At 54.5% G+C, this 26,173-nt stretch carries 29 protein-coding genes; 15 read left to right on the top strand and 14 right to left on the bottom strand.

The window, feature by feature from the left end:
- Positions 1–738: 738 nt before the first annotated feature.
- From SYNC_RS11825 to SYNC_RS11810, 4 genes are all read left to right on the top strand, one after another.
- The gene (locus SYNC_RS11825; RefSeq protein WP_011620475.1) at positions 739–2,454 is read left to right on the top strand and encodes an iron uptake porin; all 1,716 of its coding nucleotides are present in this window, start codon (positions 739–741) and stop codon (positions 2,452–2,454) included.
- 446 nt (positions 2,455–2,900) lie between these two features.
- Positions 2,901–4,628, top strand: coding sequence for an iron uptake porin (locus tag SYNC_RS11820; protein WP_011620473.1), 1,728 nt, complete (start codon positions 2,901–2,903; stop codon positions 4,626–4,628).
- 221 nt (positions 4,629–4,849) lie between these two features.
- Complete coding sequence (gene cysK, locus SYNC_RS11815; protein ID WP_011620471.1) at positions 4,850–5,818, top strand: cysteine synthase A; 969 nt, start codon at positions 4,850–4,852, stop codon at positions 5,816–5,818.
- Positions 5,797–6,540 (top strand): J domain-containing protein, encoded by a 744-nt coding sequence (locus SYNC_RS11810; protein WP_011620470.1) that lies wholly within the window; start codon positions 5,797–5,799, stop codon positions 6,538–6,540. The genes cysK and SYNC_RS11810 overlap by 22 nt, the downstream gene beginning before the upstream one ends.
- A 79-nt stretch (positions 6,541–6,619) precedes the next feature.
- Here the strand turns inward: SYNC_RS11810 and SYNC_RS11805 are convergent, their stop codons facing one another.
- Positions 6,620–6,877, bottom strand: a complete 258-nt coding sequence (locus SYNC_RS11805; protein WP_011620469.1) for an NAD(P)H-quinone oxidoreductase subunit O — start codon at positions 6,875–6,877, stop codon at positions 6,620–6,622.
- 55 nt (positions 6,878–6,932) lie between these two features.
- On the opposite strand from SYNC_RS11805, the gene SYNC_RS11800 reads away from it, so the two are divergent.
- Positions 6,933–8,186 (top strand): cation:proton antiporter, encoded by a 1,254-nt coding sequence (locus SYNC_RS11800; protein WP_011620468.1) that lies wholly within the window; start codon positions 6,933–6,935, stop codon positions 8,184–8,186.
- Positions 8,187–8,215: 29 nt separating this feature from the next.
- Positions 8,216–9,160 (top strand): TIGR01777 family oxidoreductase, encoded by a 945-nt coding sequence (locus tag SYNC_RS11795; protein ID WP_011620467.1) that lies wholly within the window; start codon positions 8,216–8,218, stop codon positions 9,158–9,160.
- Here the strand turns inward: SYNC_RS11795 and SYNC_RS11790 are convergent.
- The 4 genes from SYNC_RS11790 to SYNC_RS11775 are packed head-to-tail and all read right to left on the bottom strand — an operon-like array spanning position 9,096 to position 11,448.
- Entirely contained in the window at positions 9,096–9,371 is a 276-nt protein-coding gene (locus tag SYNC_RS11790; RefSeq protein ID WP_011620466.1) for a hypothetical protein, read from the bottom strand. The genes SYNC_RS11795 and SYNC_RS11790 overlap by 65 nt on opposite strands.
- Positions 9,372–10,574: a lipid-A-disaccharide synthase-related protein gene (locus tag SYNC_RS11785; RefSeq protein WP_011620465.1), complete on the bottom strand. Its 1,203-nt coding sequence runs from the start codon at positions 10,572–10,574 to the stop codon at positions 9,372–9,374.
- Position 10,575: 1 nt separating this feature from the next.
- Positions 10,576–11,004: a hypothetical protein gene (locus SYNC_RS11780; RefSeq protein ID WP_011620464.1), complete on the bottom strand. Its 429-nt coding sequence runs from the start codon at positions 11,002–11,004 to the stop codon at positions 10,576–10,578.
- Positions 11,005–11,055: 51 nt separating this feature from the next.
- The gene (locus SYNC_RS11775) at positions 11,056–11,448 is read right to left on the bottom strand and encodes an iron-sulfur cluster assembly accessory protein (RefSeq protein WP_011620463.1); all 393 of its coding nucleotides are present in this window, start codon (positions 11,446–11,448) and stop codon (positions 11,056–11,058) included.
- A gap of 113 nt (positions 11,449–11,561) precedes the next feature.
- On the opposite strand from SYNC_RS11775, the gene zds reads away from it, so the two are divergent.
- The 3 genes from zds to SYNC_RS11760 are packed head-to-tail and all read left to right on the top strand — an operon-like array spanning position 11,562 to position 13,999.
- Entirely contained in the window at positions 11,562–13,034 is a 1,473-nt protein-coding gene (zds, locus tag SYNC_RS11770; RefSeq protein WP_011620462.1) for a 9,9'-di-cis-zeta-carotene desaturase, read from the top strand.
- Between the two features lie 4 nt (positions 13,035–13,038).
- Positions 13,039–13,494 carry an SRPBCC family protein gene (locus SYNC_RS11765; protein WP_041426740.1) on the top strand — a complete coding sequence of 152 codons (456 nt, stop codon included), beginning with the start codon at positions 13,039–13,041 and terminating at the stop codon, positions 13,492–13,494.
- Between the two features lies 1 nt (position 13,495).
- Positions 13,496–13,999 (top strand): hypothetical protein, encoded by a 504-nt coding sequence (locus SYNC_RS11760; protein WP_237699220.1) that lies wholly within the window; start codon positions 13,496–13,498, stop codon positions 13,997–13,999.
- Here the strand turns inward: SYNC_RS11760 and SYNC_RS11755 are convergent.
- Genes SYNC_RS11755 through SYNC_RS11735 form a run of 5 tightly spaced genes read right to left on the bottom strand, consistent with a single transcriptional unit; the run spans position 13,978 to position 18,300 of the window.
- On the bottom strand, positions 13,978–14,787 hold the full coding sequence (locus SYNC_RS11755; protein ID WP_011620459.1) for a uroporphyrinogen-III synthase: 810 nt from the start codon (positions 14,785–14,787) through the stop codon (positions 13,978–13,980). The two genes, SYNC_RS11760 and SYNC_RS11755, sit on opposite strands and share 22 nt — an antisense overlap.
- Positions 14,784–15,992, bottom strand: a complete 1,209-nt coding sequence (locus tag SYNC_RS11750; RefSeq protein WP_011620458.1) for a glycosyltransferase — start codon at positions 15,990–15,992, stop codon at positions 14,784–14,786. Before SYNC_RS11750 ends, SYNC_RS11755 begins: the two co-directional genes overlap by 4 nt.
- A gap of 36 nt (positions 15,993–16,028) precedes the next feature.
- The gene (locus SYNC_RS11745) at positions 16,029–17,687 is read right to left on the bottom strand and encodes a glycoside hydrolase family 3 N-terminal domain-containing protein (RefSeq protein ID WP_011620457.1); all 1,659 of its coding nucleotides are present in this window, start codon (positions 17,685–17,687) and stop codon (positions 16,029–16,031) included.
- Positions 17,684–18,088, bottom strand: a complete 405-nt coding sequence (rbfA, locus tag SYNC_RS11740; RefSeq protein ID WP_011620456.1) for a 30S ribosome-binding factor RbfA — start codon at positions 18,086–18,088, stop codon at positions 17,684–17,686. Before rbfA ends, SYNC_RS11745 begins: the two co-directional genes overlap by 4 nt.
- A gap of 2 nt (positions 18,089–18,090) precedes the next feature.
- Positions 18,091–18,300: a DUF751 family protein gene (locus tag SYNC_RS11735; protein WP_041427121.1), complete on the bottom strand. Its 210-nt coding sequence runs from the start codon at positions 18,298–18,300 to the stop codon at positions 18,091–18,093.
- 58 nt (positions 18,301–18,358) lie between these two features.
- On the opposite strand from SYNC_RS11735, the gene SYNC_RS11730 reads away from it, so the two are divergent.
- Positions 18,359–19,084: a glutathione S-transferase family protein gene (locus SYNC_RS11730; protein WP_011620454.1), complete on the top strand. Its 726-nt coding sequence runs from the start codon at positions 18,359–18,361 to the stop codon at positions 19,082–19,084.
- Here SYNC_RS11730 and SYNC_RS11725 read toward each other — a convergent pair.
- A complete protein-coding gene (locus SYNC_RS11725) occupies positions 19,059–19,784 on the bottom strand; it encodes a DUF6816 family protein (RefSeq protein ID WP_041426739.1) in 726 nt (241 codons plus the stop codon). The two genes, SYNC_RS11730 and SYNC_RS11725, sit on opposite strands and share 26 nt — an antisense overlap.
- Between SYNC_RS11725 and SYNC_RS11720 the strand changes: the two genes are divergently transcribed.
- Positions 19,783–20,043: a chlororespiratory reduction protein 7 gene (locus SYNC_RS11720; RefSeq protein WP_041426738.1), complete on the top strand. Its 261-nt coding sequence runs from the start codon at positions 19,783–19,785 to the stop codon at positions 20,041–20,043. The genes SYNC_RS11725 and SYNC_RS11720 overlap by 2 nt on opposite strands.
- On the opposite strand, the gene SYNC_RS11715 is transcribed toward SYNC_RS11720, so the two are convergent.
- The gene (locus SYNC_RS11715; RefSeq protein ID WP_041427120.1) at positions 20,000–20,614 is read right to left on the bottom strand and encodes a shikimate kinase; all 615 of its coding nucleotides are present in this window, start codon (positions 20,612–20,614) and stop codon (positions 20,000–20,002) included. The genes SYNC_RS11720 and SYNC_RS11715 overlap by 44 nt on opposite strands.
- A gap of 51 nt (positions 20,615–20,665) precedes the next feature.
- Here SYNC_RS11715 and SYNC_RS11710 point away from each other — a divergent pair, with 51 nt between their 5' ends.
- Together SYNC_RS11710 and SYNC_RS11705 are read left to right on the top strand one after the other, a co-directional pair.
- Positions 20,666–21,586, top strand: coding sequence for a 6-carboxytetrahydropterin synthase (locus SYNC_RS11710; protein ID WP_011620450.1), 921 nt, complete (start codon positions 20,666–20,668; stop codon positions 21,584–21,586).
- Between the two features lie 12 nt (positions 21,587–21,598).
- Positions 21,599–22,255 (top strand): RibD family protein, encoded by a 657-nt coding sequence (locus SYNC_RS11705; RefSeq protein WP_011620449.1) that lies wholly within the window; start codon positions 21,599–21,601, stop codon positions 22,253–22,255.
- Here SYNC_RS11705 and SYNC_RS11700 read toward each other — a convergent pair.
- On the bottom strand, positions 22,237–22,650 hold the full coding sequence (locus tag SYNC_RS11700) for a hypothetical protein (protein ID WP_011620448.1): 414 nt from the start codon (positions 22,648–22,650) through the stop codon (positions 22,237–22,239). The genes SYNC_RS11705 and SYNC_RS11700 overlap by 19 nt on opposite strands.
- 121 nt (positions 22,651–22,771) lie before the next feature.
- Here SYNC_RS11700 and SYNC_RS11695 point away from each other — a divergent pair, with 121 nt between their 5' ends.
- The gene (locus SYNC_RS11695; RefSeq protein WP_041426737.1) at positions 22,772–23,953 is read left to right on the top strand and encodes a GNAT family N-acetyltransferase; all 1,182 of its coding nucleotides are present in this window, start codon (positions 22,772–22,774) and stop codon (positions 23,951–23,953) included.
- A gap of 24 nt (positions 23,954–23,977) precedes the next feature.
- Positions 23,978–24,376 carry a DUF4346 domain-containing protein gene (locus SYNC_RS11690; protein ID WP_011620446.1) on the top strand — a complete coding sequence of 133 codons (399 nt, stop codon included), beginning with the start codon at positions 23,978–23,980 and terminating at the stop codon, positions 24,374–24,376.
- Positions 24,377–24,380: 4 nt separating this feature from the next.
- On the opposite strand, the gene SYNC_RS11685 is transcribed toward SYNC_RS11690, so the two are convergent.
- A complete protein-coding gene (locus SYNC_RS11685) occupies positions 24,381–25,955 on the bottom strand; it encodes a B12-binding domain-containing radical SAM protein (RefSeq protein ID WP_041426735.1) in 1,575 nt (524 codons plus the stop codon).
- Positions 25,956–26,173: the final 218 nt, after the last annotated feature.

Below are 26,173 nucleotides of genomic sequence, written 5' to 3'. Positions count from 1 at the left end.
GGTATCTGCGTGAGGGCTTCAACTGTAGTAAATACTTAATGCCTGCAGTGGATTGGTGGCATTTTGAGGCTTCAGATTTTCTGTTGAGTATGTTTCTAAGGGTTGGGTTCTTGGGGGAAGTGTTCTGTGGGTTTCCTAGATGTTTCGTCGATTGCTCTCATCCATTCCAGTTGAAGTCGATTGTGGATGTTAGGTGAGCCCTTTGCGTGACTCCTCGGTTCATTGATGAATTGACTACTATTACTGCCTCCTCTTCTGCTTTTTTCTCTTGATAGAAAACATTGTTTGAGGTCTCATCGATTCAATGTTCTTAAGTAGTGATCGCTTTCCTGCTTCGTCTCTTGTTTCGCGGTAAGTGTTTCTGGTGCTAGTTTTTCGGGAAAATTGTAATTATTTTCTAGGGATGTGGCATTTGTTTTTATTTGTCTAATCCCATGGTTGACTGTAATGTGTCTTTTAATGCATTTCGTTGCAGCTAAAAAGTGCAACCCGTTTTTGTGTAGCTGAAGATACAAAATGGCTTTTCGGTTTTCGCCTTGCCTGCCTCTTCGCTTGTGTTCGTGGCAAGACGTGGCTGGCGATTTTTGTCGCAAAAAATACTTTTTGGCTTGTTTTTGTCTCGTGGAATACATTCCATTGTCTTTTCTGTCACAGTACTAATTAAATCGATTGAGTCGCTTGAATATTTTCTTGATGACGCCAGTCGTCTAGTTCCTCAATTTTTGGTGTGAGGCCGAAATGAAACTTTTCCATCAACTGCTAGTGGCTCCAGCTGCCCTGGGCCTTTTGGCACCTGTGGCTGCAAACGCCACTGAGCTCAATATCAATGGTGTGTCTGACTACGCCGCTTCTGGCGAGCAAGTCACCAGCATCACTCAGTTTTCTGACGTTTACCCAACCGACTGGGCTTATCAGGCACTTAGCAACCTGATCGAGCGCTACGGCTGTGTTGCTGGTTACCCCAACGGCACCTACCGCGGCAACAGGGCCATGACCCGCTTTGAAGCGGCTGCTCTGTTGAACGCCTGTCTCGACCGCGTCACCGAAGTGACCGACGAGCTGAAGCGCCTGATGAAAGAGTTCGAAAAGGAACTCGCCATCCTCAAGGGCCGTGTTGACGGACTTGAAGCCCGCGTTGGTGAACTGGAAGCAACTCAGTTCTCCACCACCACCAAACTGAAGGGCCAAGCCACCTTCGTGATCGGCGCTAACAGCTTCGGTGGTGATGCAAGGCAGGGTGTAGCTGATGTTTTAGGCATTGTTAATCCCAATGCAGTTGGGTTTGTTGGTGAGAAACGTGCAGATGCAGCTGCTGCTGACATAGGTGCAACCACTTTCAACTACGACCTGCGACTCTTCCTGGACACCAGCTTTACTGGTAAGGATTTGTTCCGCACGATGTTGCGTGGTGGCAACTTTGCCGATTCGGCATATAGCGGCGGCGGCTATGTTGGCCTCGACGCTATGGAGACAGCCTTTGAAGAAGGTTCTCCTAACAACGTCGTGGTGAACCGACTTTGGTACCAGTTCCCAATCGGTAGCAATTTCACAGCAACAGTCGGTGGCAGGGTTCGTCAGGACGACATGCTGGCTGTATGGCCCAGTGCATACCCAACTGATACCGTCCTCGACTTCTTCACCTACGCCGGTGCGCCTCAGACCTACAACCTTCAGCTTGGTGCTGGTGGTGGTTTGAGCTGGGAGTCGAATGACTTCAGCATCAGTGCTAACTACGTGAGTGGTAACGGAAGTAACAGCACTCCTGGTGTTGCTGACACGAATGCTTTCCTCAGAGATGCAAGCGACTGTGGTGGCATCGCCACAGATTGTGCATCTTCTAGTGGCACAGTACAGATTGCTTACGCTCCTGAAAACTGGGGTTTAGCTGCTGCGTACAACTACGCATCAGGTAACAACGGAGCTGGTATTTATGCCGGTAACGGCACCCCTACTGCCAACCTTTTCAGCGCTCTCGGCACTACTAACTCTTTTGGCTTGAGTGCATGGTGGACACCTGAGGAAGCCAGTTGGATTCCTAGTATCAGCGCTGGTTGGGGTTACAACTCTGTTGACATCTCAAATGCTGATTTTGGGGGCGCTTTTGGGCTCAACGGTTCAATTGATGGCGCTACATCACAATCTTGGTACGTAGGTATTCAATGGGCTGATGCCTTCCTGAAGGGCAATACTCTTGGCATGGCCGTTGGTCAGCCCACCTTCGTGACTAGCTGGGACAACGATTCTGACATCAATGGCGGAAGTGATTTCGTTGCTGATGGCAACTATGCATGGGAATGGTGGTATCAGTTCCAAGTCACAGATAACATCTCTGTGACTCCAGCCCTGTACTACTTGAGCCGCCCACTTGGATTCGCGACCAACAATCTTGAGGGTGGTTCTGACGACACCTTCAATAACTTTGGCGGACTTGTGAAGACCACCTTCAAGTTCTGATCAGTCAGGCTTTAGTTGAACTCTCTTTTGAGAGATTCTTCGCAATTTAGCTGATCGTTTTTCTTGCCCCTTATGTGCATCGGCACTTGAGGGGCTTTTTATTGTTTCAGCCTTTGTTATTTATGTATGTAGTTAGATATTGCCTGACGGTTTTTAGGCTTTGTAAATATCTGCATGGCTTTCCCAAAAAGCTATGCATTCGGTTCGAAGTCTGCGCCAGTAGGACAACTGTCACTCTCAGTCGTTGTGGGTTTGGTGCTCCAAAGCCTCCTGATGAGGGTCGTTGGTGCTGAAAACAAAGGCTTGTGAAGGCGCCGAGGGGTTTGGCCGCTTGATGTGTGCCATTGCCTCGTCTGGCACGTATGACCTTTTATTTGACTGGCGGACGTATCAATTTACACATGACGCCAGTCGTCTAGTTCCTCAATTTTTGGTGTGAGGCCGAAATGAAACTTTTCCATCAACTGCTGGTGGCTCCAGCTGCCCTGGGCCTTTTGGCACCTGTGGCTGCAAACGCCACTGAGCTCAATATCAATGGTGTGTCTGACTACGCCGCTTCTGGCGAGCAAGTCACCAGCATCACTCAGTTTTCCGACGTTTACCCAACCGACTGGGCTTATCAGGCACTTAGCAACCTGATCGAGCGCTACGGCTGTGTTGCTGGTTACCCCAACGGCACCTACCGCGGCAACAGGGCAATGACCCGCTTTGAAGCGGCTGCTCTGTTGAACGCCTGTCTCGACCGCGTCACCGAAGTGACCGACGAGCTGAAGCGCCTGATGAAAGAGTTCGAAAAGGAACTCGCCATCCTCAAGGGCCGTGTTGACGGACTTGAAGCCCGCGTTGGTGAACTGGAAGCAACTCAGTTCTCCACCACCACCAAGTTGAAAGGTGTCGCCACCTTTGTGATCGGTGCTAACAGCTACGCCGGAAGCTCCCGCCAACTGAGCGCCGCTGAGTTTGCCAACGGAGATCTCTTTAACGGTGTTGAGGGGACTGGTCGTAGGCGCGCGAATGTTGCTGCAGAAACATCAGGCGCAACTACTTTCAATTACGACCTCAAGCTCTTCCTTGACACCAGTTTTACTGGTAAGGATTTACTGCGTACTGTTCTCCGTTCTGGCAACTTCGGTGATTCTGCTTTTAGCGGAAATGGCTACGTAGGTCTGAGTGCACTTGAAGTAGCTTTTGAAGAGCCTTCTGGCGAAAACAGCGTCGGTGTGAATCGTCTTTTCTACCAATTCCCCATTGGTAAGAGCTTCACCGCGACGATCGGTGGCATCGTTCGTCAGGACGACATGTTGGCTGTATGGCCTAGTGCTTATCCAACCGATACAGTTCTCGACTTCTTCACGTACGCCGGTGCACCCCAGACCTATAACCTCCAGCTTGGTGCTGGTGCTGGTTTGAGCTGGGAGTCCGACGACTTCAGCATCAGTGCTAACTACGTGAGTGGTAATGCTGCGAATGGAACTCCTTTCGTCGCAGAGCAGAATGGCTTTGCGAGAGCTCTTGTTAATGCGACTGGTAATCAGGATTGTGGCGGTATTGCTACAGACTGTGCAGCCGGTAGCGGCACAGTGCAGATTGCCTATGCCCCTGAAAACTGGGGTTTAGCTGCTGCGTATAACTACGCATCAGGTAATAACGGAGCTGGCATCTATGCCGGTAACGGCACTCCTACTGCAAATCTTTTCAGCAGCCTCGGCACTACTAACTCAGTCGGTCTTAGTGCCTGGTGGTCACCTGAGGAGGCCAGTTGGGTTCCTTCAATCAGTGCTGGTTGGGGTTACAACAACGTTTCCACTAAAAACGCAGACTTAGGTGGTGACCAATCCATTGATGGCGCTACATCCCAGTCCTGGTATGTGGGCCTTCAGTGGGCTGATGCCTTCATGAAGGGCAACACCCTTGGTATGGCTGTTGGTCAACCGACGTTCGTTACCAGCTGGGATAACGACACTGACATCAATGGCGGAAGCGATTTCGTCGCTGATGGCAACTATGCATGGGAGTGGTGGTACCAGTTCCAAGTCACAGACAACATCTCTGTGACGCCAGCTCTGTACTACTTGAGCCGCCCACTTGGTTTCCTTACCAACAATCTTGACGATTCTTCCGACGACACTTTCAACAACTTCGGCGGAATTCTGAAGACCACCTTTAAGTTCTGATCGGTTAAAAGTTAATCCCTCGTAAGAGGGGTTTCCTTCCTTTCTGTCTTTTGGAAAGCAACCTCTTGTTATGCAACTGCATGCAAGAGGTTTTTTTATGGTTTGAATTTCCCCTTTTCTTTCTTGTTGTCTTGCTGAATATATGACTATGAATTCCATTTTTGTTGTGATTTCCGTTCTCAGTCTTTGATCTTTTGGACATCATCTGATTGGATAAAAGGATGCCAATTGCATCCGATATCACCGCTCTGGTAGGTCGCACTCCCTTAGTGCGCCTTAACCAGCTCCCTCAGCGAAGCGGTTGTTTGGCTGAATTGGTGGCAAAGCTTGAGAGCTTCAATCCCACAGCTTCCGTTAAAGATCGGATTGCAGGTTCGATGGTTCAGGCCGCTGAAGAGGCCGGCACTATTTCTCCAGAACGAACAGTTCTCATTGAGCCAACAAGTGGAAATACTGGAATTGCCCTAGCCATGGTTGCTGCAGCTCGGGGGTACCGGTTGATCCTCACCATGCCAGACACGATGAGTACCGAGCGTCGCGCCATGCTGAGAGCCTATGGAGCTGAGCTTCAGCTCACCCCAGGGAATGAAGGGATGCAGGGGGCGCTTGATTTAGCCGTAGAGCTCGTTTCAGAGATCCCGCACGCCTATCTCCTGCAACAGTTTGATAACGCTGCCAATCCTGCGGTGCATGCCGCGACGACGGCAGAAGAGATCTGGATGGATACTGATGGTCAGATCGATGCCCTTGTGGCTGGTGTTGGGACAGGTGGCACGATCACAGGCTGTGCCAGGGTTCTCAAACAGCGCAATCCTGATCTGAAAGTGATTGCGGTAGAACCGGCTGGAAGTCCAGTTTTGGCGGGTGGAGCCCCTGGCCCCCACCGCATTCAGGGCATTGGTGCTGGTTTTGTTCCCGCTGTCTTTGATCAAAGCTTGATTGATGAAATCCTTGGGGTAAGTGATCAGGAAGCGATGGAAGTGGGGCGCCGTTTGGCCCGGGAAGAAGGCCTGCTCTCTGGGGTCAGTAGTGGGGCTGCTGTTGCTGCTGCCATTCGTATTGGCCAAAGGCCTGAAATGGCCGGGAAACGGATCGTTGTGATTCTCGCCAGCTTTGGTGAGCGCTATCTGTCCACACCCATGTTCAGTGCATCGGCTGCTACACCGGCGTGGCGGGATGGCCAGCTTTGAGCCACTCCCCCCATCTTCAAGCCAATGGTGATGATCCGTATGTCGTGCTCGGAGTAAGCCGCAGCGCGACTGCGGTTGAGATCAAGGCGGCGTATCGCCAACTTGTGAAGAGGCATCACCCTGATGCCGGTGGGGATGCTGAACAAATCCTTGCTTTGAATGCGGCCTGGGAGTTGCTTGGCGATCGCGACCGACGGCGCGCCTTCGACCAGCAAGTGTCCCCTATGGCTGGACAGAGAGAGGAAGCACGCCGCCGTGGTGTCAGAAATGCTCGAGCGACTCAGGCTGCTCGTCATGCTTCTGGGCATGCTGCCGCTGAAGATGATGCCTTAGCGAATTGGTTGAAGAAGGTGTACACACCGATTGATCGCATGCTTGGACAGGTGATCAATCCCTTTGCGGCCCAGTTGCGTGAGCTTTCGGCGGATCCTTATGACGACACGTTGATGGAAGACTTTTGTCTTTATTTGGAGCAGAGTCGCAGCAAGCTGGACAAGGTGAAAGATCTCTTCCAATCCATTCCTACGCCGTCATCTGCAAAAGGATTCGGGCTGAGTCTTTATCACTGTTTGTCGGAGGTGGAAGATGCGATTGGCGAATTGGAGCGTTACACGATGGGCTACGTGGATGGCTATCTCCACGATGGTCGTGAGATGTTGCGAGAAGCCAGGCAAAGGCGCAAGCGTCTTCAGGAGGAACGTCGTCGTTTGGAAATTCGTTGATGAGATTTGGTGAGGGTTGCCGGATGAATGAAGGCCACTGTTTGCCCGCAGAACACGCGCTTCAAAATTTCCTAAAAACTCAGCTGAAGACTTCTAATTGAGAGAGTTTGAGCCAAACATCTGGAACGGGACGCCTCCAGCGCACTTGGCCGTACTCCCCTTTCACCAAAAGAAGCTCTCCCGGCCCCTCAAAAATGTATTCAGGTGGTCTGGGATCACTGGCTGATGCCTCCACGCTTCCCAGATAGGACGTGCGGTTGACGCGAACCAACGCCCCCTTTTTGAGAGTTGCCGCTGGTTTGGCGGTTGGGGTTGGGTCAGCGGATGGTTCAGCCATGAAGAGACGATCAATCGAAACCAGGCTAAAACCTTCTTACCAGCAAGGCTGATGTTTGTCCCACCCTCTTGCCTTGTATCTAGTGGCCTTTGGTGGGCTGTTGCTCGTTTCAGTCCTTCTTGACGATGTGGCTGCCCGTATCAGGGTCCCAGGCATCCTCATGGTTCTGCTTTTGGGCCTGCTGATTGAAAACCACGTTGGAGTTGTGGGAGATGAGCAAATCACTTTGCTCAGTCTTAATCAAGCGCATCAGATCAGTCAGGCTGCCTTGGTGCTTGTGCTTTTTTTTGGCGGTCTCACCACCAATTGGACCGCGGTTCGCGGTGTGATCAAGCCTGCTGCGCGTTTGGCCACGGTTGGAGTGGTGATCACAGCGGCCTTGATTGGATGGGCTGGATTCGGACTGAGCGCAGCCAGTGGGGTTGGAACGAATCCAGCAATCCTGCCGCGAGTTCTTTTTGTTGGCGCCATGGTGGCCAGTACGGATGCCTCTGCCGTTTTGGTTCTGCTCCGCCCCTTAGCCGGGCGCTTGCCAAAGCGATTGATCGACTTGATCGAGTGTGAGTCGGGCTTCAACGACCCAATGGCTGTTGTTCTGGCTGGATTGGCGTTGGCTTTGGCCGGTGGTGATGGCGTTGGCACCGAGGCCTTGGTGACAGATGTTGTTCGCCAGTTTGTGCTTGGGATCTTGCTGGGTTTCATCGGTGGCACCCTCACCCTGCAGCTTCTCGGAACCCGGCTAACCCTCAACCATGCCGCCATGCTCCCTGTCGTGAGCTTGGCGTTGCTGATGGTTTTAACCGGTGGAACGTTATTGCTGGGTGGGAGCCCACTGTTGGCGGCCTACGTGGCGGGCTTAGTGCTTGGTAATGGCCCAAACCTAGATCGAACGGCGCTAGCTGAGGCCCATTCCAGTTACGCAAAAATGGCCGAGCTTTTGCTGTTCTTGTGCATGGGGCTTGTGGTAGCCCCGCAGGATGTGGTTCGTGCTGCTGGTTGGGCTTTTGTTTTATTCCTGCTGATGCAGGCGGTGAGATTTTTGATGGTGCATGCCCTGCTTTGGCGCACCACATTCACTAGGAATGAACGGATCTTCGTCAGTTGTGCGGGATTGCGTGGAGCGGTTCCAATCGCAATGGCCATTGATGCCTGGTCGTCTGGCATTCGTTGGGGGGCATCGATGCCCCCTCTTGCTCTTGCTGTCGTGCTGTTCGGCCTGTTCATTCAGGGGTTTGCCCTCGTCCCCTTGGCTGAACGCATGAATCTCATACTTCCTTCTCATCAACATGATCCTGACGCTGCTGCCTAACCTCTCGAAGCAGACAAGATGGATACTCCATGCGCCTTTTGCTGATCGGATGCACCGGACTTGTCGGACGTGCATTGGTTCCCATGCTTCAAACCGCTGGGCACGATCTCACCATCGTCAGTCGCAGGTCAGCTCCTGCCGGACTTCCTGCCAGTTGCCTCGCAGGCCTCTCTTGGGTGCAGTGCAATCCAGCCGATTCGATTAGTTGGGCGCCATCTAGCCCTTTACAGAAGGCCTTGGCGCAAGCGCAAGGGGTTGTGAACTTGGCGGGCGAACCGATTGCCGAGAAGCGATGGACTGCTGCACATTTACAACTGCTGGAAGACAGTCGTCTGCAGACCACACGTCAGCTTGTGAATGCAATGGCCGATTTGGCCCAGCCTCCTGGCGTGTTGATTAATGCTTCTGCTGTTGGGTATTACGGAACCAGTGCAGATCAGTGTTTTGAAGAATCCAGCCCTTCTGGTAATGATGTGCTGGCTGGTCTCTGTCAACGCTGGGAAGCGGTAGCGGCGGACAAGCCTGATGCCACTCGATTGGTGGTGTTGCGCATTGGGATCGTGCTGGCGGCCGATGGTGGCGCGCTAGGCAAAATGCTGCCGATCTTTCGGATCGGTTTCGGTGGACCGATTGGCACAGGTCGTCAGTGGATGAGTTGGATTGAGCGCAGCGATCTCTGTCGGATGATCCTTGCCGCTGTGGAGAACGACGATTGGACGGGGGCTGTGAATGCCGTCGCTCCAACACCGGTCACGATGGCTACGTTCTCGGCAAGTTTGGGCCGTTGCTTGGGGCGTCCAAGCCTGCTGCCCGTCCCCGGGCCACTCTTGAAATTGTTGCTTGGCGATGGAGCACGGGTGGTGCTGGAAGGACAGCGGGTCCAGTCAGCGCGTCAAGCAGTGTTGAATTTCAATTGTCGTTTTTCTGAGCTGCCTGCTGCATTCGACGCTGCCACCAGCTCCACAGGCCGTTGATCAACGCGGCTGCCATCAGTAATCCAATCGCTGGGGTGAAGAGGGGATCCCAGAGTCTCTGAAATTGCTGCATGGGCGCTTTGAGGCCTTGCCCGTCAGCGATGACGGCCACTGCAAACCAAACCGCACCCCCTAAGACCAGAAAAACATCCAGAACAAGCAGCCGATCAAGCCAGCGTTTCCATGGGGGTTCAAGATTTTTTGACGTCATCTACCTTTTTTGCACCAGCCCACTGATCAAGCCAGCCATTTTCTTGCCGCCGCCTTGAGGACCTAACCGTTGCATCGCCTGCTCCCGACAATTACGACGAAGTTCTGGGTCATTCACGCTTCGTTCCAGCAGCTCGATTGCCAGTTTGGCTGTTGCCCTTAGTAGCTCCTCTCCTTCGCAAGGGGCGGCAGCGCAGAAAACGGTTGGTCCAAGTAATCGCCGCTGGGCTTCCGCGAAGCCAACAGTGAATTGGGGGCCTTGGCCAGGGAGTTGCAGCACTGGCTTGGCCATGCCCACGGCCTGCTCCGCGGCTGTGCCTGCCATACACAGCAAGAGGTCTGAGCCTAAAAGCACGGATGTGAATGCCTGCCGTCGCACTTGAATCTGCCGACCACCCTTTTCTAGCCGTGCTGGGGAGCTGTCTTGCCCCAGAACAAGTGACCAGCCATGGGAATGCGCAATGTTGTTCAAGTGGTCATCTCCCAGGGCTCCAACGAGTGCCAGGTCGATCTCAAGGTCCCCAGGGCTGTGCTGCGAGATCGGGATCTGATCGATGACGCCCAGAAGCAGCACTAAATTGTGTTCAAGTTCTGGCCTACGGCTGCCGGGCAAGAGCCCTAGGCGTCTTTTGGCGTAGGGCAGGCGATTGCTAGGGCTCAAAACAGAATCCATAAAAGGATTGCCTACGAACACCACTTCCCGCTTCAGCTGTTCGCTGAGATCCAAAGCTGTAAGGGCATCTCGACTGAACACCGCCTTGAACCTCTGAGACTTGAGGCAGTTTCCGCAGGGCCATGGAAGTCGAAGTTTTCCCTCGTAGTGACTGGAGTAAGCCACCAGATACGTTGCAACTGGCCGATTGCAGAGCCATGCCGCCATAACGGGGATCACATCCCCAATCACAACGACTAAGTCATAGCGGCCGGCGATACGCATCAGCCGTAAAAGCCGCCTTAGAAGATAGATCACCTGACCCTGGATCAGCTCCGTGAGACGCCCGCGAAACGTTGTGTAGCCAAGCCCACCCGTACTGAATTCGCGCGTGCGACCGATGAGCGGGATCGTTGCTTCGAAGTAGGGATTGCCGCGACCGACGAGCGGCAGCGCTTCCACATCGTGCCCTTGTGCTTTTAAGGCTTGTCCAAGCAGAGAACCCGAAAGGTCTTCGCCATGACCATTGCTTAGAAGCAGCAGCCGAGCCACCTCAGAGCTCCAACCAACTCTTCACTTTGAGAAGTGCGGGCCAGTCGGGTCGACGCTTAAAGCCATCGTTAATGGATTCTCTGAGCTCATCTCCCATCTCGGGAGCAACAGCTAAGACCTGCTGCACTACAGCAATTTGATCACGAACTCCTTTTGCTTTGGTTTCAAGCATGGCCAGAGTCAGATTGATCCTTGCCTGAGGATCCTGGCTGTTGAGCTTCACAGCCAATCGAGCAGAACGCAACGCATCGTCTGGCTTGTCGCAGAGCAATAGAAGCCAAGCCAAGCAAGTCCAGCCTGACGATTGACGGGGTGCTGCTTCAGTGATCGCGACGAAATCATCGATCAAATCTGCCGCCGGTGCTCCAGCTTGATAACGGGCCATGGCCTGCTCGAACAGGCTGGACTCCTGAGATTCCTGGGACTCCATCGCTGATTCTGATTCTCTGGAAATTGTCAACAGATTCCCACGTGGCGTTGCTCAGACCGCAAAGGAACTCCCGCATCCACAGGTTTGGGTTGCATTCGGGTTGGTGAAGTTGAAACCTCCCCCAATGAGGGCAGTGCTGAAATCCAGCTGCATGCCGTAGATGTAAAGGAGACTTTTGGGGTCACAAACCACACGAAACACAGCACCCGAGGGGGCGGCGTAGTCATAAACCTCATCACCTTCCTCGATCTCCGAGGCGGGCACAAAATCCATGGTGTAGCTCATTCCGCTGCAACCCCCAGAGCGCACGCCAACACGAAGGATTTGCTCATCGCCTTGCTCGCTGCAGAGCTTCGAGAGTTGAAGCATGGCTGGATCCGTGATCTGAATGCCTTTTCCACCTTTGGCTGTGTGGGTCGCAGTACTGGGGGTGGAGGTGGTCATGGGTCAAGAGTCCAGCTGGCCTTTGATCACTGTATTGAACTCACGCGTCTTGTGCCTGAAGCAGTTAAGGCGTTCGGATTCATAGAGTTGGTGAATTCTTGGTTGAAGCGCTGGTGCAGGTCGCGATTGTGGGCTCAGGACTGGCCGGCCTAGCCGCTGCCGTCGACCTCGTCGATGCAGGTCACAAAGTGGACCTGTATGAGGCGCGTCCGTTCATGGGCGGCAAAGTCGGCAGCTGGGTGGACGAAAACGACAATCACATCGAGATGGGATTACACGTTTTCTTTTTCAATTACGCCAACCTCTTTGCTCTGATGCGCAAGGTGGGTGCGATTGACAATTTGCTGCCAAAAGATCACACGCACTTGTTTGTGAATAGTGGGGGTGATCTGCGGGAACTAGATTTCCGTTTCCCAGTTGGTGCTCCGTTTAATGGCCTCAAGGCTTTTTTTACAACTCCGCAGCTCACCTGGGTCGACAAGTTGCGCAACGCATTGGCCTTAGGAACGAGTCCAATCGTTCGAGGCCTTGTTGATTACGAAGGGGCGATGCGCACAATTCGTGCCTTGGACTCAGTGAGTTTTCAGACCTGGTTTGTTAGCCATGGCGGCAGCCTGGAAAGCATTCGCAGAATGTGGAATCCGATTGCTTACGCCTTGGGCTTCATCGATTGTGAAGCTATTTCTGCGCGATGCATGTTGACCATTTTCATGATGTTTGCCTCCAAGACAGAGGCATCAAAGCTCAATCTGCTGAAAGGTTCGCCGCATCGATGGCTCACTGGGCCGATTTTGGCTTACATAGAGCAACGCGGCGCCACATTGCATCTTCGTCACCGTGTGAAAGAAGTGCACTACGAGGAAGGCGAGACCCCGAAGGTGACGTCCCTCACCTTGAGCACTCCTGACGGTGAGTGCAATGTTCAGGCGGACGTGTACCTCGCGGCCTGCGATGTTCCAGGAATCCAGCGCCTTCTCCCCGATGCATGGCGTAAGCATGAGCAATTCGATGCGATTCACCGTCTGGAGGCTGTTCCGGTGGCCACGGTGCAGCTGCGCTACGACGGTTGGGTCACGGAATTGGCGGAAGGAGACGTCGCCGACACGCGTCGGACGGATCTTTCTAATCCGATTGGTTTGAATAATTTGTTGTACACCGCTGACGCAGACTTCAGTTGTTTCGCTGATTTGGCATTGGCGAGCCCTGAGGATTACCGCAAGCCAGGGGAAGGATCGTTGTTGCAGTGCGTCCTCACCCCTGGCGACCCCTGGATCCCAAAATCCGTGAGTGACATCGTTGCTCACACCGATGCTCAGGTGCGCAAACTTTTCCCATCAGCTCAGCACTTGAATCTCACTTGGAGCAATGTTGTGAAGCTGGCCCAGTCTCTGTACCGAGAAGCACCTGGAATGGAGCCGTATCGCCCTGATCAACGCACCCCGGTCAGCAATTTTTTCCTTGCTGGTAGTTACACCCGACAGGATTACATCGATTCGATGGAGGGAGCCACGATGAGTGGTCATCTTGCTGCTGCAGCCATTCTTGGAACACCGGCAAAGCTGGCCACCAACACCGCGGTGGCCTGAACCGATGGGACGTTGGCTGGACCACACCGTAACCACCCAAGTTCAAGCACCTGTCGATCAGGTTTGGACTGTTTGGAGTGATCTCGAAGCGATGCCTCGCTGGATGCGTTGGATCGAATCGGTCAAGACTCGAGAAGACCCGGACCTAACGGATTGGACTTTGGCGGCTCAAGGCTTCCGTTTTCAGTGGAAAGCGCGCATGACTAGCCGCATTGATCAGCAGCAATTGCAGTGGGAATCGGTGGGAGGACTTCCTACCAAAGGTGCTGTTCGTTTTTATCAAGAGCAGCCCGAGATCACCGCTGTGAAGTTGAGCGTGAGCTACGAACTTCCTGGAGTCTTGGCACCGTTGATGGAACCGACCATCCTGGGAGGAATTGTCACCAAGGAGCTCCAGGCGAACCTTGATCGTTTTAGGGATTTGGTGGAAAGCGGCTACACACCACGGCCGGAGGTTTGAATTGGGGCCAGCCCCGAGCTTTGCTCTTTCAGCACTGGTGCTTGGGGCGTTGATTGGTGGATGTTCAGCTGATCCAACGGCTGAAACCCCATCCAGTCGTGTCAATGCCCCCCCATTGGTGTCGCCTGAGGCCAAGGACGTGTCCCCGCCACCTCCAACGGCTTTAACCGTTTTGCCGAGTGTTGCTGAAGTTCTCGTCTCCGTTCCAGAAGGACGCACTGACCCCTTTGCGCCTTTCCCGCAACGGAGCTCTTCTCCCGAGCTCGGCGCCTCTGGAGAGCTGGACTGGAAGGTCCTCGGTGTGCTCTCTGTGGCTGATCAGTTGCGAGCACTGATCCTTACGAAGGATGGATCGGGAGTTGTATGCCTGGGTGCAGGCGGCCGTTGCCCTGGAGAGGCTCAGCAGCTTTTGCCGATGGATGTTGAGGTCCAATCCATCGATATCCGAACGGGTTGTTTAACAGTGCTTCAGTCCAGGCGGTCTCAGCGGGTTTGCATCACCTGAAGGCAGGCCTGGGTTAAACCATCGAGATCGTGAGGGTTGGCTTCCTGGTCCACCCGACCAAATTGTTCCAGACAACGCTGGCTGGTTTGGGGCCCAATCGACACAAGTGCGATGGAGTTGATGGCACGGGATGCTGTCTCAGAGCCCAGGGTTTGCTCCAGCAGTGCAGCCGTATGAAGAACTGTCTTACCACTGCTGAATGTGATTGCATCCACCTCCCCTGAGGCCAAAGCCTTTGCCGTGCTTTCTGGCATGTTCGCTGGACAGCGGGATTCGTAGGCAGGAACCTCGACGACCCTGGCGCCAGCTTCCCCAAAGGCTTCCGCAAGCAGCGTGCGGCCTCCGCTTTGCACTCGTGGCAGCAGGAGTCTTAGTCCCCAACCTGAAACAGGGAAGTGTTCGATCAGGCTGTCTGCCACGAAGTCGGGTGGTACGAAATCAGCGGGGGCTCCCAGTTGATCCAGCAGCCGTGCCGTCTTGCGTCCCACAGCGCCGATGCGAAGCCCAGCAGGTCTCTGGCCCAGGCTGCTGCCTTGGAGCCTCAGACGTTTATCAACGGCTTGCACCCCATTGGCACTGGAGAAGATCACCCAATGGAATTCATCCAATTCAGCCAGGGCATCATCCAGAGGGCCCCATTCATCGGGAGGTCCGATTTCTAAAGCCGGCAGGTCCAGGACCCTGGCACCCTGTTGCTCCAAAAGTTTTCGGGCTTCTCCCAGTTGTTCGCGAGCCCTCGTGACGACGATGGTGCGCCCCTGCAGATCTGGACTGCCTCCAGCACTCATGAATTCACCTCGTTCAGTTTCACCAGTCCGCTCACTTGATCTTGCAAGGCTCTTGCCTGGTCGCCTTTCCCTTGGTTGGTGAGCAGGGATATCGCCTCACGGAACGACGCTCTCGCTCCGTCGATGTCTCCACCGACGAGCCGCGCCACCGCAAGGTTCTGATGGCATTCGGCATGGCTGGGTTCCAGGCTGATCGCTCGTTCATAGGACTGCAGCGCGTCCTTGATCTCTCCTTTCCGGCGTTGCATGAGCCCCAGGTTGTACCAGGCAAGGGCCACTTCCGGAGCACGTTGGCACGCTGTGGTGGTCAGTTGGATGGCCTCATCAATCTTGTTGGTCTGGAGCAACAGGGCGGCCAAATTCAACCTGGCGCCAAGGCCAAGACGGACGTCCAGAGATTGTGCGAGGGCTTGTTTGTAGAACTCGATGGCCTGGTTGGTGTCCTCTGTGCTCAAGGCGATGCCTAGATGGAGCAAGAGCTCGTAGCGCTCTGCAGCGTTCTCATCACCCTCGCCAAGATTGGCAAGCCCTTCTCGCAGCAAGGCGATGCCGTGAATCCGATCCCCATCCGCCACCTCGAGGGCCCCGAGCTTGGCGCAGGCGTAGGGATGTCCCGGCTCCTGTTCCAGCCATTCCTGCATGGATGAGCGGAGACGGTCTGCTTTATCGGACCCTTGCAGTTGTTCGGGCCTGTAACCGTCGTGAAGTAAGGCTGGTTCTGGGCAGTCGGCGATGCGCCAGTGGGGTTCGTCCTGGAGCAGTTCGCGCACGCTGTCATCCACCATTGAGTGATATGGGCGGCTCCAGCGGATGCGGGGATGGCGGCGAAAGAGGCGACTCACACTGGAGTAAGGAGCCATCGCAGCACCCTGCTCATGGCGCAGCAGGTTGATGACCAGCACATCCGGCTGGGCCATGAGCGCCTTGAGTGCGGGAATCGCTTCAGCTCTCAGGCATTCATCCGCATCAAGCACAAGCACCCAGTCGCCTGTGACGAAGTCCAGTGCGACATTCCGAGCTGGAGCGAAATCGCCTGGCCAAGGCAACTGTTCGACCCGTGCCCCTGCCGCCTTTGCAATGGCAATGGTGTTATCGGTAGAGCCAGTGTCAACCACGACCATTTCGTCGGTGAAGGCTTTGACGGAGTCCAGGCAGGCCCCCAGCCGCTCCTGCTCGTTTCGCACGATCATCGAGAGGCTGAGCATGGTCTTGGGCACAACTGGGGCTGAGGCTAGGCCCGTTCAGTCGGTGAATTCATTGATGCCCATCGTTGATGGAGCTGAAGATGGATCAGGAATCAAGACACGCTGAAGCAACTGTTGCTGCGCGTCAGGCATTTGCCCCGGGCTGTAAGCCGCTGGAATTGACCTCGGCAGCAGTGCATTCAGGGCCTCCCAGACGTAGGGGCTTCCATAGACCACCAAGCCAAATAGTCGGTTCAAGTCAATCAGTTGTTTGATGGCATCAGTCCAGGGCTCCCGCATGCTGCGGTTGGCTTGAAATGGATTGCCACGCACAAATAATTGCAGCAGCAGCGGTCCGTTCCCGAGGCGATCGAGCGCCAGCGGGGCCAAAGGGTCTGCGGGATCCGCCCACGGAGAAATGCCAAGGGGATGACTCAGTACAGAGTGGAATCCGAGGGCCTTGGGAAGAAGGATTGCAGGGGCATTGGCGGGAAGAACCGGGCAGGGAAGAACACCATCGACTCGGATCAAATTGATGCCATTAATGGGCGTGGCTTGGGTTGATGCTTCGTCCTGGATTGAACCGTTCGCGTTTAAACAGTTGGAGATCTCCAGCGTCTTTGTCACGAGCTCCAAAGTGAAAGCTCTTTCCTCTGTTGTTTCGATCGTCTGGTCGTTGTCGCTCGAATCCAGCATCAGCGGGATGGACTGCAAGGCAGCCTGGCGGCGATCTAGGGAGTCATGCAGCCTGGCCATGGGCACACGGCCCGAACACAGCGCATCACAGAGGGCGTCGATGGCCTTCACTGCATCGGCCGGCATCAAGATCAGGTCAGCACCTGCGGCGAATGCCAGCACTGCGGCTTCTCCTGCCCCGTAGCGTGCCGCAATCGCCTCCATCACCAAGGCATCGGTGACAACAAGGCCCTTGAAGCCAAGATCAACCCTTAAAAGTGTGGTGAGCACCTTGGCGGAGAGAGTGGCGGGCCACTGTGCATCCAACGTTGGAATTAATAGATGGGCTGTCATCACACTGCTGACTCCCTCCTGGATCAGGGTGCGAAATGGTTGAAGTTCAAGGCTGTTTAAGCGTTCGCGACTGTGTGGCAGCAGAGGAAGTTCCAGGTGGGAGTCGGTGGCGGTGTCGCCATGGCCAGGGAAATGCTTGGCGCAGCCCAAGACACCTGTAGCGGCCAATCCACGCTGAAAGGCTCCTGTTAACTCCCCCACGGTGTGTGGATCTTCTCCCCAGGCCCGCACGTTGATGACCGGGTTATTGGGGTTGCTGTTCACATCGCAAACCGGAGCCAGCACCCAATTCAGCCCGCAGCGCTTCGCCTGATTGCCGCAACAACGTCCGTATTGTTCCGCAAGCTGCAAGGCCTGTTTCGGATCTTTCCGATGGAGCCGTCCGAGCGCCATCGGTGGTACGAGCCAACTGGCCCCCTCAAAGCGTTGGCCAACGCCTTCTTCAACGTCAGCGCATAACAGGATTGGTTGCCCAGCCCAGCGTTGAAATGTGCGGCAGCGCTGTTGCAATTCTGTTGATGTTCCTCCGAGAAGGATCACCCCCCCGACCCCAGCTCTTAACAGCTGCTCTAGCTCGTGATTGCTTAGCTCCCAGCGCGGGTATCGCCTTTGCCGGTCTGTGGCATGACCGCTGGCGCGCACCACCAACAATCGTGCGACGGCCTGACGAAGCTCGTCCGCATTCATGGATTGTCCGGGAGTTCGGTCCCTTCCGTTACATCTCCCCGTTCATCCCGCTCCCGTTCGAGTTCCCCAAGCAAATGGAGCACTGTGGTGCCTTTCTCAATCCCAAGATCGAGCTTGAAGACGATTTCAGGGGCTCGGCGCATTTGCAACCGACGGCCCAGCTCCCCACGTAGGAACCCTCTTGCAGCCTCAAGGCCATCCATGACCTCGTCTTTTTGCGCTTGTTCGCCGAAGACACTCACGAAAATTCGACAATGTTGAAGGTCGCCGCTGACCTCCACCTCGGTGATGCTCACCATCCCCTGATGAACTCGTTCGTCACGGATCCCATGGATGAGCAGCTCGCTGGTTTCCTTGCGGATTAAGGCGGCTACTCGCTCAACTCGACGTCCCTGGGCCATCGTCAGCTCAGTGGTGCTGTAGTAGTCACCATGGCACGGAGCACCAGCCCAAGGGTGATCAATCCACTAATCAAAGCCCCAATCAGAGCAACGGCAGTGACGGGATTGCTGAGCCGCTGAAGCAGGGGCTTCGCAACGGAGTTGAGGACTCCAAGACCGAAGGCAATGAGATAGCGCGGGTAACGCGTCACATTGACGAAAAACTCGCGCATGGTCCTGGCAGGGATATGAATCTGATAGCTACTCTGCCGGCTTAGGGCAAAGACGGTCATGCTGGAGCTGCATCAATTCCGTCATTCCGCCTTCTGCCTCAAGGTGAGGATGGCATTGCATGCCAAGGGTTTGAGCTTTCGAGAAGTGGAGGTCACACCTGGAATCGGGCAACTCGCCGTGTTCCGTTTGTCAGGGCAAAGACAAGTTCCGGTGCTCGTGGATGGCGACACGGTGGTGGCAGATTCCAGCGCGATCTGTCGTTATTTGGATGAGCTGCAGCCCGAACCACCGCTCTTCCCGAAGGACCCTCGATCTGTGGCCCAGATTCATTTGATTGAAGACTGGGCTGATACAACGCTTGCCGGATCCGTCCGCGCGGCTCTGCTTCAAGCGGCGGTGGATGATCCTGATTTGCGTGCGGCCCTCTTGCCTGATGACGTACCTGGCCCAATTAGGCAGGTGATGACCGGAGTGCCGACGGGTTGGCTGAGTGGGGTGAATGAGCTGTTTGGCCAGGAGGAGCGTTCCGCCATGCTCCACAACCTGATCGCGATTGCTGATGGCCTGACTCCAGACAGCGTCTTGGTTGGCGATTCCCTCAGCCTTGCGGATTTGGCAGTAGCGGCGCAGCTCTCCCTGTTGCGCTTTCCCGCTTCATCAGGGTCCCAATTGGCTGGTCGAGGCGTTGCCGGGCTCAGTGATCATCCTCGCCTTCAGCCTTTGTTTGAGTGGCGCGATCGACTGGAGGCTCGTGTGTTCAAGCAGGATCCTGCAGCCGTGTGAGCGTGAGCTTGTAGCGGCTTGCTCGTTGCACAAAAGATTCGCTGGCTTCCCCGGGGGCTGGATAGGTCTGTTGCCATTGCTCCACACAGATTCGGCTGATGTTTTCAGCGGTTGGAAGGTCTGGACATGGTTGATAGCGACTCAGGGTTTCAATTCTGCTGAGCCTTGGTGCTCTTGCCCCATGCATGACCTGAAGAACAAGCTCATCACTCAGAAAGACTGAGGTGTCGATCGAGGTTTTTTCCCTCCCGATCACGGTCGTTTCCAGTAGTCGATCGTTGCTCAGTCGAGCGAGCTGACGGTTCACCTGATGAGGGGCTTGCTCCACGCTGAGCAGTTGCTTGCCTAAAAGCGCTTGTCCAACGGCTTTGGCATTAAACGGTCGATTTCCCACCACATCGTTGTGCTGATTGAGCTGAAACTGGGCCAAATGCTGCAATGGGGGCAAGCTTTCGTCCACCTTGCCGTTCGCTAAAAGATCAAGGCTTTCCACCTCCCAAAGCCCTTCAAACCAATCCGGGTACACCAGGTCCTGGTTGGCGCGTGGCCGCGGCAGAGGAGCTGGATCCGGCCAAGCTGGCCATGCCTCAAGGCGGGCTTCGAGTTGCTGGCTGTTTTGGGTGTTGTCCGCTAAGGCTGGTTTTGAGGGCCCAACGAGTAGAAGCACGGCCATGATCAGTGCCAGCAGTGGCCGAGTCATGTCCGATCCCCTCATTCGTGCTTGTGATCACTACGTGGTACTCGAGCCTGGCAAGCCAGAACGACTGCTCAGCTCCGACGACACCCTGACATGGCTGACGGAGCAGCTGGAAAATATGTCAGTGCTACCCAGTGATTTGCGTGATTTTGGGTCTGCTGCTGCTGCCGCAGAAAGGCTGTTGGATACGGCGTGCGATCTCGAACTGGCGCCTGGGCTCAATCTTCAGTGGTTTGCGGTGCGTTTGGAGCCTGGAACATGAGCTCATGGGGTTTGAGGATGCCAGGAATGGCCTCAAGAATCTGCTCTGTCACAGCGTTCACCGTCTCGTCGCCCACCGTGATCCGTAAATCCGCCTCGGCATAAAGAGGGGTACGAGCTTCAAGGATCGCGTCGAGAGCAGCGGCAGGATCATGCTCCTGAAGCAATGGCCTTTCCCCTGGATCCACAAGGAGACGCGCCAGCAGTTGGTCCCGTTCAGGGGCAAGCCAGATCACGATCCCTTGATGCAGAACACCCCAGTTTTCTGGTTGCGTGATCACCCCACCACCGGTTGCAACCACGAGCGAATGGCGTTGGCCAATTGCTTGCAGCACCTGGCTTTCAAGGGTTCGGAACCCTTGCTCACCGTCTGTTTCAAAGATTTGGGGAATGGGGCGGCCAGCCAGCGCTTCCACGACTCCATCGGCGTCAACGAAGCCATAGCCCAGTCGTTGGGCTAAAGGGCGCCCTGTGCTGCTTTTGCCACTGCCCATCATTCCGATCAGATAAAGGTTGCGTCCGCCCAGACGGGCCTTCAAAGGGTGTGGTGTCGTGGTCGCGCCGTCAGCCATCATTCGGCAGGTGGGTGAACTCACTAGGATGATCGCTGGTCAGACCACGTCATGACTGATGCCATCACGACGGCACCGCACGGCCAAGGTCGTGGCTGTGTCATCACCCGCCGAGCCTGTTTCAGCTCCAGTCACCGTTACTGGTTGCCGGAATTAAGTGCTGATGACAATGCTGCCCGCTTTGGATCTTGTGCAATGGCCCCTGGCCATGGACACAACTACGAATTGATCGTGTCCATGGCCGGTGGTCTTGACGCCAACGGCATGGTGCTGAATCTCTCTGAGGTGAAGCATGCGATTCGTTCGGAGGTGACTGAACAACTCGACTTCCGCTTCCTCAATGAGGCTTGGCCAGAATTCGATGTCTCCAGTTCGGAGGGTTGCCTGCCAACCACCGAAGCTCTTGTTCGAATTATTTGGTCTCGGTTGGCCAATCAGCTCCCGCTTGTGGCGCTGCGCCTTTATGAATCATCTGGCCTGTGGGCCGACTACCTCGGACAAACCATGGACGCCTATCTCACCATCCGCACTCACTTCGCTGCTGCGCACCGCCTGGCAAGACCAGAGCTAAGCCAGGAAGAAAATGAGCTGATCTACGGCAAATGCGCCAGACCCCATGGCCATGGCCACAATTATCTAGTCGACGTAACGGTTCGCGGAAGCATTGATCCACGTACTGGGATGGTTTGCGATTTAGCAGCGCTTCAACGTCTCGTGAGCGATCTGGTCGTTGAGCCTTTTGATCACACTTTCCTGAATAAGGACGTCGCCCATTTCGCCGATTGTGTCCCTACCGCTGAGAACATTGCCCTTCATATCGTTGATCGACTGACCACTCCCGTGCGCGCCATTGGAGCGCAGCTTCATAAGGTTCGACTTCAGGAAAGCCCCAATAACGCTGCAGAGGTCTATGCCGAGGCTCCGGCGCTGAATGCAATGCCTGAAGCAATGCATGCCGTCGTGAACGGCTGAGCCCACTTCGACGTGCAGCGACCATTGGTTCGTCTAGTGCTTGCTGTCAGCCTGGATGGACGGCTTGCACCTTCCTCAGGTGGTGCTGCTCAACTAGGCGGTGCCGGTGATCGGCGGGTGCTTGAGCAAGCTTTGGCTTGGTCTGATGCTGTGTTGATCGGTGCAGGAACACTGCGAGCCCATCGCTGCACCTGTTTGATTCATGATCCACAGCTGTTGGCTCAGCGAAAGCAAGACGGCAGGCTCTTGCAGCCAGCGGCTTTTGTTGTGAGCCGCCATCCCGACTTTTGTCAGGAATGGCCGTTTTTCCACCAAGCGCTTGAGCGTCATCTCTTGACCCCAGATCGGATGTCAGCAGAGGGTTTTTTCTCTACTCATCGCTTGCAACCCTCTTGGGGAAGCACCTTGGTTGAGCTTGCTGCATTGGGTTTTCAGCGCTTTGTCCTTCTTGGAGGCGCTGGTCTTTGCGGATCACTACTGGAAGCCGATCAGGTGGATGAGCTGCAGTTGACCATGAGCCCATGCCTGCTGGGTGGTCGCTTCAGCTGGATTCCGAGCGACGGATTCAGAATGCCAACAGCGCTATCGCAGCCCGATGCTTGGACGTTGGTATCGGCTGATCGACTGAGCGGGAATGAGCTTGTGGTTCGTTATCGACGCAGTCGCTGAAAAATCTCGCTCAGGGGGACATCCTGTAGGTCTGTTGCTTGAAGTCCCAGCAGCGATGCCAGACAGCGCTTGATCACAACTTCGGCGTCATCTCCAATACGGCCAGACAACAATTCGCTGATGACACCCAGTTCTCTTCCACTGCGACTGGTTTCACGAATAAGACATTCACCGACCGGTTTGGCTATCGCCTGACAAGGCTGCTCTCCCATGCTGCTCAGTGGTTCAAGGTTGAGATCAGCGCCCTTTAGGGCTTGTTTCGCGAGTTGTTGACATTGATCAGCAAGCTGTCTCTCAAGTTTTGGACGCATCAGTTGCAGCAATGGCTGCAGGAGCCCTGCTTGGACAGCGCCTCCACTGAGCATCAAGCTGAGCGCCAAGAGTGTGAATGCCACCTGCGTTTTGTTTGGAGTCGAACGGTTCACAGCAGGCTGGACAGATCTGGCTTGTGTTCAGTGTGACTCTGTTAGCTCTCACTGGTTAGGGTCTTCACCTTCGCCGCTGTCTTCGCCGTTTATGGCATCCCTGAAGGCTCGATGGCATCGCTCGATTCGAGAGATTCCCGAACAGCAGTGGGAGCAACTGCTTGGTCCTGAAGCCATTCCCTTCTATCGCTGGAATTGGCTCGCTGCTCTTGAGGATTCTGGAAGCATTGCCCCCGATCAGGGATGGCAGCCGCTGCATCTATCCCTGTGGCGCGGAGAGGACCATCTTTGTGCGGTTGCTCCGCTGTATCTCAAGGGCCACAGCTACGGGGAATTTGTATTTGATCAAGCGTTCGCTCGGCTCGCTGGTGATCTTGGTCTTCGTTATTACCCAAAGTTGATTGGGATGAGCCCGGTAAGCCCGGTACAGGGCTATCGTTTTCATGTGGCTGCGGATGAAGATCTTGCAGCATTGACTCAACTCATGATGGAGTTGATTGATGCTTTTGCGCAGAATAATGGCATCCTTAGTTGCAATTTTCTCTATGTCGACCCGCTCTGGCGCCCTTTGGCAGAAGCGGCAGGTTGTGCCTCTTGGTTGAATCAGCAGAGTCTCTGGACATCAGATGATCAGTCCGATTTCAGCGACTATTTAGCAGGATTTAATGCTAATCAGCGGCGCAATATCAAACGAGAGCGGAAGGCGGTTCGTGAGGCAGGACTTGAAATTACGCCTCTTTGTGGTGAAGACCTTGACCCTGCGTTGATGCAATGCATGCATAGGTTCTATGAACAGCACTGCGCTCGTTGGGGGATGTGGGGTAGTAAGTATCTCGAGGCGTCGTTTTTCGATGCTTTAGCGACGAACTCATTACGGGAGCGGATTGTTCTTTTTAGTGCCCATCGTGGTAACCCGCGTGAACCAGTTGCGATGTCACTCTGTGTTCATGATGATGCGTCGCTCTGGGGCCGTTATTGGGGCAGTCATGAAGAGATTGATTGTTTGCATTTTGAGGTTTGTTATTACGCCCCGATTGAATGGGCGCTGAAGCAAGGATTGAAGAGTTTTGACCCAGGTGCAGGAGGGAGTCATAAACGACGACGTGGGTTTGTGGCTCGGCCTCAAACCAGCCTCCATCGCTGGTATGAGCCTCAAATGGATGGGCTGATACGTGGCTGGCTAGGCAAGGTCAATCCACTGATGCTGGAGGAGATTGAAGCGATCAATGCGGAACTCCCTTTTCGAAAAGAGGCTCCCTCTCTTGCTATGTAAGTTGAGAAGAGCATCTCAGCCAGATTGAACCAGATCAACACCGTCATTGACCCAAACGCGTGTGTTCAGCTTGATGATCAGTTGTCGCAGCGATTTATAGCTCTGGATCCGCTGGGTTATTTCTTGATTCGAGTGGACGCTGCTGCGGCTGAGTTGGTCGTTGAGCACTACGGCAACACGATTGATGAACGAGGCCTGGCTCGAGATCCCGATTCCGGGAAAGTGATTGCTTGCCGCCAAGGTGGCCCTAGAAAACCATCTGCCGTGTTGCGTGGGCGCACAGCAAAAGAAGTGGGCATTGCCTTAAGCGAAGGAGAGGAGAACTATTTCCTTAGCCGTTTGGATCATGCGTTGTATTTAGGCCGGGAGCTTCAAAAGGCTGAACAGTGCTTGAAGGACGGAAGCCCTTACGTTCAGGATTAATGCTCTAAACAGGCTGAAGCTCGCGTGAATTGCTGGGTTCCTCCGGTGGCAGTGATTCCAGCTGCTCGCGGATTTCCTTTTGCACAATTGCTCTGTACTCCATGAAGTGTTCATTGTGTGCAAGCACAACGATGAACTGTTCAAGCATGGCTGGATTCTGGCGTGCCATTCCAAAGAGATAGCGCCAGAAGCGTCCGCGCGTGTCGCGTTTGATGCCTTGGCGCCAGATTACGATTGAAAGTGCTTTGATATCAGTCCAAGTTGGTAATTTGCTGGTGCCTTTCCAGCGTGGAGCTCCCATTTTTAAGTAATAGGAATAAACCCGATCCATATAGGCATTGGGTTCATAGAGTGTGCAAAATGCTTCAACATATTCGTTGGCGATGTCACGAATGGGCCGGGTTGGTTTGAAATTAAGCAAATTAGTTTGATTCACTCCTTTGGCGGCCGATTCGTCTTGAATCAGGCGACCTTCTTTCTCAAGGCGATGCCATAGGGCTGTCTGGGGAAGAGCTTGAAGCATTCCCATCATTGCTGCAGGGATGCCTGTACGGGTCACGAAATCAACGATCCGGAGACCGGCACCATCCTTTTCTCCATCAAAGCCAATGATGAATCCGGCCATAACCCGAATGCCATTGGCCGTAATCCTGTCAACAGCGGCGTCAAGGGGATTGCGAGTGTTTTGAACTTTTCTCGCAACTTCCAAACTGGCTTCGTCTGGAGTTTCGATACCCAGAAACACGCTTTCAAAACGAGCTTCGTGCATCATTCGCATCATTTCATCGTCATCGGCTAGGTCAACTGAGGCCTCAGTGGCAAAACTAAATGGGTAGCCTCGATGTTCTTGCCAGGCTTTGATTTCCGGAAGCAAAAGCTTCGCGTTGCGCTTATTGCCGATGAAATTGTCATCCACCAGAAAGATCGAACGTCTCCATCCGAGGTCATAAAGAGATTGCAATTCAGCAATCAACTGCTCAGGTGTTTTTGTGCGTGGTTTGCGGCCGTAGAGAACGATGATGTCGCAAAATTCGCAATTAAATGGACATCCTCGAGAGAACTGCACGCTCATTGAGTCATAAGCTTCGAGCTGCAGCAGGTCAAAGCGAGGGATTGGAGTGGAGGTCACATCTGGTTTTTCTCCTTCTGCGCTAAATCGACCGCTGCTATCACCCCTTTGGATGGCTTCGATAAACAGAGGTAGGGTGATTTCTCCCTCATCCAAGATCTTGAAGTCGGCGTCCGCAATTTCCGGCGCATCAGGGGTGGAACTGGCGTAGGGGCCTCCCACAGCCACAGGAATGCCGCGGCGCCTTGCTTCATTGATCTGCTGTTTCATGTCGTCCTTCTGGACGATCATTCCTGAGATCACCACCAGCTCTGCCCAATTCCATTCGGCATCGGTCACATCGCGCACGTTGCGATCCACCAACTTCATCTCCCATTCCTGGGGAAGTAAGGCTGCAACCGTAACCAGGCCTAAGGGCGGCAGCAGTACCTTTCGGTTGACTAGTTCCAGAATTTTTTCGTAACTCCAGAATGTCTTGGGGAATACGGGGTAGATGAAAAGAGTGCGCATGTTCGTAACTGGAGAGCTAAGCGTTCGTGGAAGCCGGCCGACCCTCAATGCAGACCGGTTGTCAATCCGAAGATTTCGATGCGCACAAGCTTAAGCGTGTTTGTACGCAACTCGGCAGGGTTTCTGATCTAATGGTTGCTGCAATCTGTGTCTGTTATGGGCGTCGTTATTTATTTAGGTCTTGTGGGTGCCGGTTTGGTTGCAGCTTTTGCCTTCAG

This window comes from Synechococcus sp. CC9311, assembly GCF_000014585.1.
Taxonomy (GTDB): Bacteria; Cyanobacteriota; Cyanobacteriia; order PCC-6307; family Cyanobiaceae; genus Synechococcus_C.
The sequence above is the reverse complement of the archived record's forward strand: the minus strand, read 5'-3'. Positions and strand labels throughout refer to the sequence as shown.